We start from the raw sequence: 8,321 nt of genomic DNA on the forward strand, positions 1-8,321 counted from the left end.
GAATGGCGCAGCCGATCTTCTTCAAGAGTCCTCCTTCGTCATCGCTGGCTGAAATCGCCGCGCTGACGAAGGCGCAACTGGTCGACCCCGAAAGGGGCGCGCTTCAGATCAGGGGGCTGGCCTCGCTCGACGAGGCCGGTCCGATGCATCTCGCCTTTTTCGACAATCTCAAATACGCCGACCAACTTGCCGCGACCAAGGCCGGCGCCTGCCTGGTCAGCCCGCGTTTCGAAGCGCAGGTGCCGAAGGGCACTGCCGTGCTGCGCGCCGCGAAACCGTTCCAGGTGTTCGTCGAGCTCGCCCGCGAATGGCACGCCGATGCGCTGCGGCCGCAATCCTGGTTCGATACCGAGGGCATCGCCCCGTCGGCGATCATCGATCCCACCGCTCGCCTCGAGGACGGCGTCATCGTCGATCCGCTGGTCGTGATCGGCCCGCGGGTCGAGATCGGCTCCGGCACCATCATCGGTGCCGGCGCGGTGATCGGCGCCGACGTCAAGATCGGCCGCGACTGCAATGTCGGCGCCAAGACCACCATTCAGTTCGCGTTGATCGGCAACAACGTGCTGATCCATCCGGCCTGCAATATCGGCCAGGACGGCTACGGCTTCATCTTCTTCGGGCCGAAGGGCCACGTGAAAGTACCCCAGACCGGCCGCGTGGTGATCCAGAACAATGTCGAGGTCGGTGCCGCCTCGACCATCGACCGCGGTTCCCTGCGCGACACCGTGATCGGCGAGGGCACCAAAATCGACAACCAGGTCCAGATCGGCCACAATGTGACCATCGGCCGGCACTGCCTGCTCGCGGCCCAGATCGGGCTCGCCGGCAGTCTGACGATCGGCGACAATGTCGCGCTCGGCGCCAAGGTGGGCATCAACAACCACCTCAAGATCGGCGACGGCGCCCAGGTGACGGCGATGAGCGCGGTCAAGGACGACATCCCGGCCAATGGCCGCTGGGGCGGGCATTTCGCCAAGCCGACCAAGCAGTGGTTCAGGGAAATTATCGCGGTGGAGCGCCTGGTGCGCGACAACGAAGCCAAAGGCAAGGAACAGGAGTGATGGAGGAGGCACCGGTCAAATTCGAGCTCGTGGATATCAACGATATCCTGAAGACGCTCCCGCATCGCTTTCCGATGCTGCTGATCGACCGCGTGATCAAGATCCGCACCGACTACAGCGGCATCGGCATCAAGAACGTCACCTTCAACGAGCCGCCGTTCCAGGGGCATTTCCCGGATCGCCCGGTTTACCCCGGCGTGATGATGATCGAGGCGATGGCGCAGACCGCCGGCGTGATCGGCATCAAGTCGGTCGAGGGCACCGCAAAGCCGCGCGCGGTGTATTTCCTCACCATCGACAAGTGCAAGTTCAGGAAACCGGTGATGCCCGGCGACACCATCGAGTACCACATGCGCTCGCTCGGCCGCCGCAAGACGATGTGGTGGTTTCACGGCGACGCCAAGGTCAACGGCCAGGTCGTTGCCGAGGCCGATGTCGGTGCGATGCTGACGGATTAGAGCAAAGTCAGCTCGCCGCCGAGGTCACGACGTCCTGCAGGCGTATCGGCCGTCCGCGCCCGCGATCCGCAGGACACGATTGAGGAAGATACCCATCGATGGCGCGATCATCAGCGCGTCGTAGGTTTGGGCAGGGACGCCGCAATAGTGCTGGTAGCTGCCCCTGACCGCGACCAGCAGCGTGCGCTCGCTTGCACAGTAGCAGACCCGCTGGACGATCGTGCTGCGGTTGATGTCGCGGCAGTCGAAGCCCGAGAGATCGACGGTCGTGCTGTTGCCGAGATCGACGGTCTCCGGGCCGATCGGCGCTGAGAACAGGCTGAGGATCAGTGCGGCGGCCCGGACCATGGATCGGTTGCGACCTTCTCGCTTGCAACAGGCGGTCATCATACGTCACTGGACAGGGTGGGCAAAGTCGCGCTAACGACCGCTCAAATCGACTGATACCACCTTGGCGCGATTAACGAATTCCGGACCGTAACGATATGAGCATGATCGACCCCACTGCGCGGATTGCGGATGGCGCTGTGATCGGGGCCGGCACGGAGATCGGTCCGTACTGCATCATCGGCCCGAACGTCGTGCTCGGCGAGAACTGCAAGCTGATCGCGCATGTCACGATCAGCGGGCACACGAAGATCGGCGCCGGCTGCGTCATCTCGCCGTTTGCCGCGCTCGGCGGGCCGCCGCAGGATCTCAGCTATCGCGGCGAGCCGACCCGTCTCGAAGTCGGCGAAGCCTGTACGATCCGCGAAGGCGTGACGATGAATGTCGGCACGATCAAGGGCGGCGGGCTCACCCGCGTCGGCGATCGCGGCTTCTTCATGAACAACAGCCATGTCGGCCATGACTGCATGGTCGGCAATGGCGTGATCTTCGCGACGTCGGCGACGCTCGGCGGCCACTGCGAGATCGGCGACTCCGTCTATATCGGCGGCCTGTCGGCGGTGCACCAGTTCACCCGCGTCGGCTCGCAGGTGATGATCGGTGGCGTCTGCGGCGTGCGCGGCGACATCATCCCGTTCGGGTTAGCCAACGGTCAATACGCGGTGCTCGAAGGGCTCAACATCATCGGCATGCGGCGGCGCCAGTTCACCAAGTCGCGGCTGGCGACGGTGCGGGCGTTCTATCAAAAGCTGTTCCACGGCCCCGGCATCTTCGCCGAGCGGCTGGCTTCGGTGCAGCCGCTGGCGGGTGAGGATCCTGCGATCGCAGAAATCCTCGCCTTCATCGATGGCGGCAAGCTGCGGCCGCTCTGTCTTCCCGCCGATAGCAAGTGAGCATGGGATGGCCGCCAGCATGACGTCAGCGGCTTCCTCGCTTTCCTCGCCGGTCGGCGTGATCGCCGGCGGCGGCGCCATGCCGTTCGCCGTCGCCGATCAGCTCACCGCGCGCGGCATCACGCCGGTGCTGTTTGCGCTGCGCGGTGCTTGCGATCCGGCACGCGCGCAGCGGTTCCGTCATCGCTGGATCTCGGTCGGTCAGCTCGGGCGCGCGACCCGGCTATTCCGCGACGAAGGCTGCCGCGACCTGATCTTCATCGGCACCCTGGTGCGTCCCGCGCTGTCGGAGATCCGGCTTGACTGGGGCACGCTGCGGCTGCTCGGCCACGTCGTGCGCGCGTTTCGCGGCGGCGACGATCATTTGCTGTCGAGCGTCGGCCGCATCCTCGAGCAGCAGGGATTTCGCATGGTCGGAATCAAGGATGTCGCGCCCGATCTCCTGATGCCCGAGGGCGCCGTGACGCGCACGACGCCGGACTCGAGTGCGCTCGCCGACATCGCGCGCGGACGCGGCGTGCTCGATGCGCTTGGACCGTTCGACATCGGCCAGGCGGCCGTGGTGATCGACGGTCACGTGGTTGCGGTCGAAGACATCGAAGGCACCGATGGGCTGCTCGCGCGGGTGGCGCGGCTGCGCGCCGAGGGCCGGATCCGCGCCAAGGCCGGCCGCGGCGTGCTGGTGAAGGCGCCAAAGAGCAAGCAGGATCTGCGCTTCGATCTGCCGACCATCGGTCCACGCACGGTCGAGGGCGCGGCTGCGGCGGGCATCGCCGGGATCGCCGTGATCGCCGGCAACACGCTCGCCGCCGATCCGCAGGCGCTGATCGAGGCCGCCGACGCCAAGGGGCTGTTTGTCATCGGACTGGCCGGCTGATGCAGGCGCGCAGTCCCACTAGCGGCCGGAAGATCTTCCTCATCGCGACCGAGGAGTCCGGCGACCGCCTCGGCGCGGCACTGATGAAGGTGCTGCGGCAGCGCTTCGGCGATGCCGTGCAGTTTTCCGGTGTGGGCGGCCGGCAGATGACGAGCGAGGGCATCGATCCCTTGTTTCCGATCGAGGAGCTCTCGATCGTGGGCTTAGCCGCCGTCGTGAAGCAATTGCCGAAGATATTGCGGTTGATCCGGCGCACGGCCGATGCGGTGCTCGATGCTGCGCCCGACATGCTCGTCATCATCGACAGCCCTGACTTCACCCACCGCGTTGCCCGCCGCGTCCGCGCCCGCAACCCGGACATTCCGATCGTCGACTACGTGTCGCCATCGGTCTGGGCCTGGCGGCCGGGCAGGGCGCGCGCGATGCGAAGCTACGTCGATCACGTGCTGGCGCTGCTGCCGTTCGAGCCAGAGGAATATCGCAAGCTGCAGGGACCGCCATGCAGCTATGTCGGTCATCCCCTGACCGAGCAGCTCTCCTCGCTCCGGCCGAATGAGGAGGAACAGAAGCGGCGCGACGCGCAGCCGCCGGTCCTGCTGGTGCTGCCCGGAAGCCGGCGCAGCGAGATCAGGCATCATTTGGCGTTGTTCGGCGCGGCGCTCGGCCAGCTCAACAGGCAAACCCCGTTTGAGCTCGTGCTTCCCACCATGCCGCATCTCGAGGCGATGGTGCGCGAAGGTGTCGCGTCATGGCCCGTGATGCCGCGGCTCGCCGTCGGCGAGACCGAGAAGCGCGCCGCATTCCGCGTGGCCCGCGCGGCGCTCGCAAAGTCGGGCACAGTGACGCTGGAGCTCGCGCTGTCAGGCATTCCGATGGTGACGGCCTATCGCGTCGGTGCTGCGGAAGCGTTCATCCTGCGCCGTGCGATCCGGGTGTCGTCGGTGATCCTCGCTAATCTCGTGATCGGCAGCGATATTATCCCTGAGTTCCTGCAGGAGAACTGCACGCCGGACAAGCTCGCGCACGCGCTGCGTGATGTACTCGCGGATACTCCCGACCGTCTGCGACAGCTCGTGGCGTTCGCGACGATGGACGGGAAGATGTCGACCGGCGACCAGTCGCCCAGCGTCCGCGCCGCCGACATTGTGCTCGCGGAAATGAGCCGGGGTTCGGCCTAGTCATTCACCCATCCTGTCGTCAGCGGCATACGGCCGCAACGGTTCCGCTTGCTTCGGATATTTAGTCTGCACTAATATTAGTATTAGCTAATATTGATGCGGAGAGCCGTGATGAAGATCGATCCTGTCGCCTATGTCGGAGCCGTTGTCCGCGAGGTCGCCGTCCGGGACCACGATGGCAAGCCGGCGCGGGCTGTCATCGCGACCCGCAGCTACGACACCGACGTCGCCGATCTCTGGGATGCGCTGACCAATCCCGAGCGCATTCCGCGCTGGTTCTTGCCGATCTCCGGCGATCTCAGGCTTGGCGGCCGTTATCAGTTCCAGGGCCAGGCGGGCGGGGAAATCACGACGTGTGAGCCGCCGCGTCGGCTTGCCGTAACCTGGGAGGCGATGGGCGCCGTCAGCTGGGTCACCGTGACCCTGGCCGACGATGGCGCCGGCGGCACGCGGCTCGAGCTGGATCATCTTTCGCTGATCGAGGGCGACTTCTGGGATCGCTATGGACCCGGCGCGGTCGGTGTCGGCTGGGATCTCGCCTTGATCGGGCTCGCGCTCTATGTCGCGGCAGGCCCTGGCGCGCAGTTCGACCGGGCGGCCGCTGAGGCGTGGCCCGGCTCCGAGGACGGCAAGGATTTCATCCGCCGCAGCAGCGCGGACTGGTGCAGGGCCTCGATCAAGGCGGGAACGGACGAGGCGGCGGCACGCCGGGCCGGGGCTAACACAACGGCGTTCTATTGCGGCGAGCCTGAGCCGGGTGGTGGAGGCTAGCAACCGTGCACGCCTTCGACATCCTCGGCGATCCCGTCCGCCGGCGCATCCTGGAATTGCTGGCGGCCGGCGAGCACAGTTCGGGCGATGTCGTCGCCGTCGTGCAGCGCGAATTCGGTATCACCCAATCGGCGGTCTCGCAGCAGCTGCGGATTCTGCGGGACGCCGGTTTCGCGTCGGTGCGCGCCGATGGCACGCGCCGCATCTACGCCGTGGAGCCGGGGCGACTGCGCGAGGTCGACGACTGGCTCGACCGGTTCAGGGCGCTCTGGCTGCCGCGTCTCGATGCGCTCGCGACCGAAGTCGCGCGCGGCAAACGAAAACGGCGCCATCAGGAATGATGGCGCCGTCTCGAACCTGTCAGAGATGAAGCTTACTTGCGCTTGTCGATCGTCACATAATCGCGGCGCGCGACGCCGGTGTAGAGCTGGCGCGGACGGCCGATCTTCTGCTGCGGATCCTCGATCATCTCGCTCCACTGGCTGATCCAGCCGACGGTGCGGGCGACCGCGAACAGCACGGTGAACATCGAGGTCGGGAAGCCCATCGCCTTCAGCGTGATGCCCGAATAGAAGTCGACGTTCGGGTAGAGCTTGCGGTCGATGAAGTAGGGATCGCTGAGCGCGATCTTCTCGAGCTCGAGCGCAACCTTCAGCATCGGGTCATCGCCGTGGCCGGTCTCGGCCAGCACCGCGTGACACATCTTCTGCATGATCTTGGCGCGCGGATCATAGTTCTTGTAGACCCGGTGACCGAAGCCCATCAGGCGGACTTCGCTGTTCTTGTCCTTCACCCTGGCGATGAACTCGGGGATCTTGTCGACCGTTCCGATCGACGACAGCATGGCGAGCGCCGCTTCATTGGCGCCGCCATGGGCCGGACCCCACAGGCAGGCGATGCCGGCCGCGATGCAGGCGAACGGGTTGGCGCCGGAGGAGCCGGCGATACGCACCGTCGAGGTCGACGCGTTCTGCTCGTGGTCGGCATGCAGGATGAAGATCTTGTCGAGCGCGTCGGCGAGCACCGGGTTGATCTTGTAGTCCTCGCACGGCACCGCGAAGCACATCTGCAGGAAGTTCTCGGCGAAGGAGAGCGAGTTCTTCGGATACACGAAGGGCTGGCCGATGGTGTATTTGTAGGCCATCGCCGCCAGCGTCGGCACCTTCGCGATCATCCGCATCGAGGCGATCATCCGCTGCTTCGGATCGTTGATGTCGGTGGAGTCATGGTAGAACGCGGCGAGCGCGCCGACCGCAGCAACCATGATCGCCATCGGATGCGCGTCGCGGCGGAAGCCCTGGAAGAAGCGTGCCATCTGCTCGTGCACCATGGTGTGGTGGATCACGCGATGGTCGAAGTCCTTCTTCTGCGCGGGGGTCGGAAGCTCCCCGTAGAGCAGCAGGTAGCAGGTCTCGAGGAAGTCGCCGTTCTCGGCGAGCTGCTCGATCGGGTAGCCGCGGTATTCGAGGATACCGGCGTCGCCGTCGATGTAGGTGATCTTCGACTGGCAGCTGCCGGTCGAGGTGAAGCCGGGGTCGTAGGTGAACACCCCGGCCTGGCCGTAGAGCTTGCCGATGTCGATGACATCAGGCCCAACCGTGCCGCTCAGGATCGGGAAATCGTAGTTCTTGTTGCCAATGGTGAGTGTGGCTGTCTTGCTGGATTTTGCGTCCATCGTGATATCCCCGATGAATTCGTTGCGAAAACCGACCTTGCCCAGTCGCTAATTTGCGGCCCATGGCGGGGCGGAACGGCTTGTGGAGAAAGCGTCCGGGGATGGGTAGCTCATTGCAATGTGCGCTGCAAGATGGACCCTGGAGGGGGTCCATGCAGGATCACGCCGCCTGATCGGCGAGACGGGCGAGACACTCCTGGCGTCCCAGGACGGCCAGCACGTCGAATATGCCCGGCGACGTTGTCCGTCCCGTCAGTGCCACCCGCAGCGGCTGGGCAACGGCGCCGAGCTTCAGATTGTTCTGCTCGGCGAAATTCCGCATGGCGGTCTCGGTGGTGTCCGCCGTCCAGTCGTTCACGGCTTCCAGCGCGGTGCGCAGACGGCCGATCAACGCGCGTGTCTCCGGCGTGAGTAGCGCGGCCGCTTTCGGATCGAGCTCAAGTGGGCGATCGGCGAAAATGAAGTAGGCGCCCGCGATCAGCTCGATCAGCGTCTTGGCGCGCTCCTTCAGGCTCGGCATCGCCCGCAGCAATTGCGCGCGGGTGGTGTCGTTGAGCTTGGCCTTCAGCGCGGCGCCTTCAGGAACATAATCCAGCACGCTCTCGAACTGGGTCACGAGGGATTGATCGTCGCTCTGCCGGATATAGTGGCCGTTGAGGTTCTCCAGCTTGGCGAAATCGAACCGCGCCGCCGAGCGGCCGATGCCCGGGAGATCGAACGCGTCGATCATCTCCTGCGTCGAGAAGATCTCCTGGTCGCCATGGCTCCAGCCGAGCCGGACGAGGTAGTTGCGCAAGGCGGCCGGCAGATAGCCGAGGGCGCGGTAGGCATCGACGCCGAGCGCGCCATGGCGCTTCGACAGTTTCGAGCCGTCGGGTCCGTGGATCAGCGGAATGTGGGACATGCTCGGCAGCTCCCACTCCAGCGCGTCGTAGATCTGCTTCTGGCGCGCGGCGTTGATCAGGTGGTCGTCGCCGCGGATGATGTGGGTGACGCCCATGTCGTGGTCGTCGACCAC

General features: G+C 65.4%; 10 protein-coding genes. 7 read left to right on the forward strand and 3 right to left on the reverse strand.

Annotated features, from left to right (window positions below; genetic code table 11):
• The first annotated feature begins 2 nt into the window (after positions 1 to 2).
• A complete protein-coding gene (gene lpxD / locus Q0030_RS17730) occupies positions 3 to 1,064 on the forward strand; it encodes a UDP-3-O-(3-hydroxymyristoyl)glucosamine N-acyltransferase (protein ID WP_298369505.1) in 1,062 nt (353 codons plus the stop codon).
• Positions 1,064 to 1,522 carry a 3-hydroxyacyl-ACP dehydratase FabZ gene (fabZ, locus tag Q0030_RS17735; protein ID WP_298369508.1) on the forward strand — a complete coding sequence of 153 codons (459 nt, stop codon included), beginning with the start codon at positions 1,064 to 1,066 and terminating at the stop codon, positions 1,520 to 1,522. The genes lpxD and fabZ overlap by 1 nt, the downstream gene beginning before the upstream one ends.
• Before the next feature lie 24 nt (positions 1,523 to 1,546).
• On the opposite strand, the gene Q0030_RS17740 is transcribed toward fabZ, so the two are convergent.
• Positions 1,547 to 1,870 carry a KTSC domain-containing protein gene (locus Q0030_RS17740; RefSeq protein ID WP_298369510.1) on the reverse strand — a complete coding sequence of 108 codons (324 nt, stop codon included), beginning with the start codon at positions 1,868 to 1,870 and terminating at the stop codon, positions 1,547 to 1,549.
• Between the two features lie 137 nt (positions 1,871 to 2,007).
• Here Q0030_RS17740 and lpxA point away from each other — a divergent pair, with 137 nt between their 5' ends.
• The 5 genes from lpxA to Q0030_RS17765 all read left to right on the forward strand — a co-directional run bounded on the left by lpxA (position 2,008) and on the right by Q0030_RS17765 (position 5,969).
• Positions 2,008 to 2,802: an acyl-ACP--UDP-N-acetylglucosamine O-acyltransferase gene (lpxA, locus tag Q0030_RS17745; RefSeq protein ID WP_298369512.1), complete on the forward strand. Its 795-nt coding sequence runs from the start codon at positions 2,008 to 2,010 to the stop codon at positions 2,800 to 2,802.
• Positions 2,803 to 2,821: 19 nt separating this feature from the next.
• Entirely contained in the window at positions 2,822 to 3,679 is an 858-nt protein-coding gene (lpxI, locus tag Q0030_RS17750; protein WP_298369515.1) for a UDP-2,3-diacylglucosamine diphosphatase LpxI, read from the forward strand.
• A complete protein-coding gene (lpxB, locus tag Q0030_RS17755; RefSeq protein ID WP_298369518.1) occupies positions 3,679 to 4,857 on the forward strand; it encodes a lipid-A-disaccharide synthase in 1,179 nt (392 codons plus the stop codon). Before lpxI ends, lpxB begins: the two co-directional genes overlap by 1 nt.
• A gap of 111 nt (positions 4,858 to 4,968) precedes the next feature.
• A complete protein-coding gene (locus Q0030_RS17760; protein WP_298369521.1) occupies positions 4,969 to 5,628 on the forward strand; it encodes an SRPBCC family protein in 660 nt (219 codons plus the stop codon).
• Between the two features lie 5 nt (positions 5,629 to 5,633).
• The gene (locus Q0030_RS17765; RefSeq protein ID WP_298369523.1) at positions 5,634 to 5,969 is read left to right on the forward strand and encodes a metalloregulator ArsR/SmtB family transcription factor; all 336 of its coding nucleotides are present in this window, start codon (positions 5,634 to 5,636) and stop codon (positions 5,967 to 5,969) included.
• Between the two features lie 32 nt (positions 5,970 to 6,001).
• Here the strand turns inward: Q0030_RS17765 and gltA are convergent, their stop codons facing one another.
• Both gltA and Q0030_RS17775 read right to left on the reverse strand, forming a co-directional pair.
• Positions 6,002 to 7,303 carry a citrate synthase gene (gltA, locus tag Q0030_RS17770; RefSeq protein ID WP_298369525.1) on the reverse strand — a complete coding sequence of 434 codons (1,302 nt, stop codon included), beginning with the start codon at positions 7,301 to 7,303 and terminating at the stop codon, positions 6,002 to 6,004.
• 160 nt (positions 7,304 to 7,463) lie between these two features.
• On the reverse strand, positions 7,464 to 8,321 hold an 858-nt coding region (locus Q0030_RS17775; protein WP_298369528.1), incomplete at its 5' end, for a glutamate--tRNA ligase family protein.

This window comes from uncultured Bradyrhizobium sp. (assembly GCF_947648125.1).
Lineage (GTDB): Bacteria > Pseudomonadota > Alphaproteobacteria > Rhizobiales > Xanthobacteraceae > Bradyrhizobium.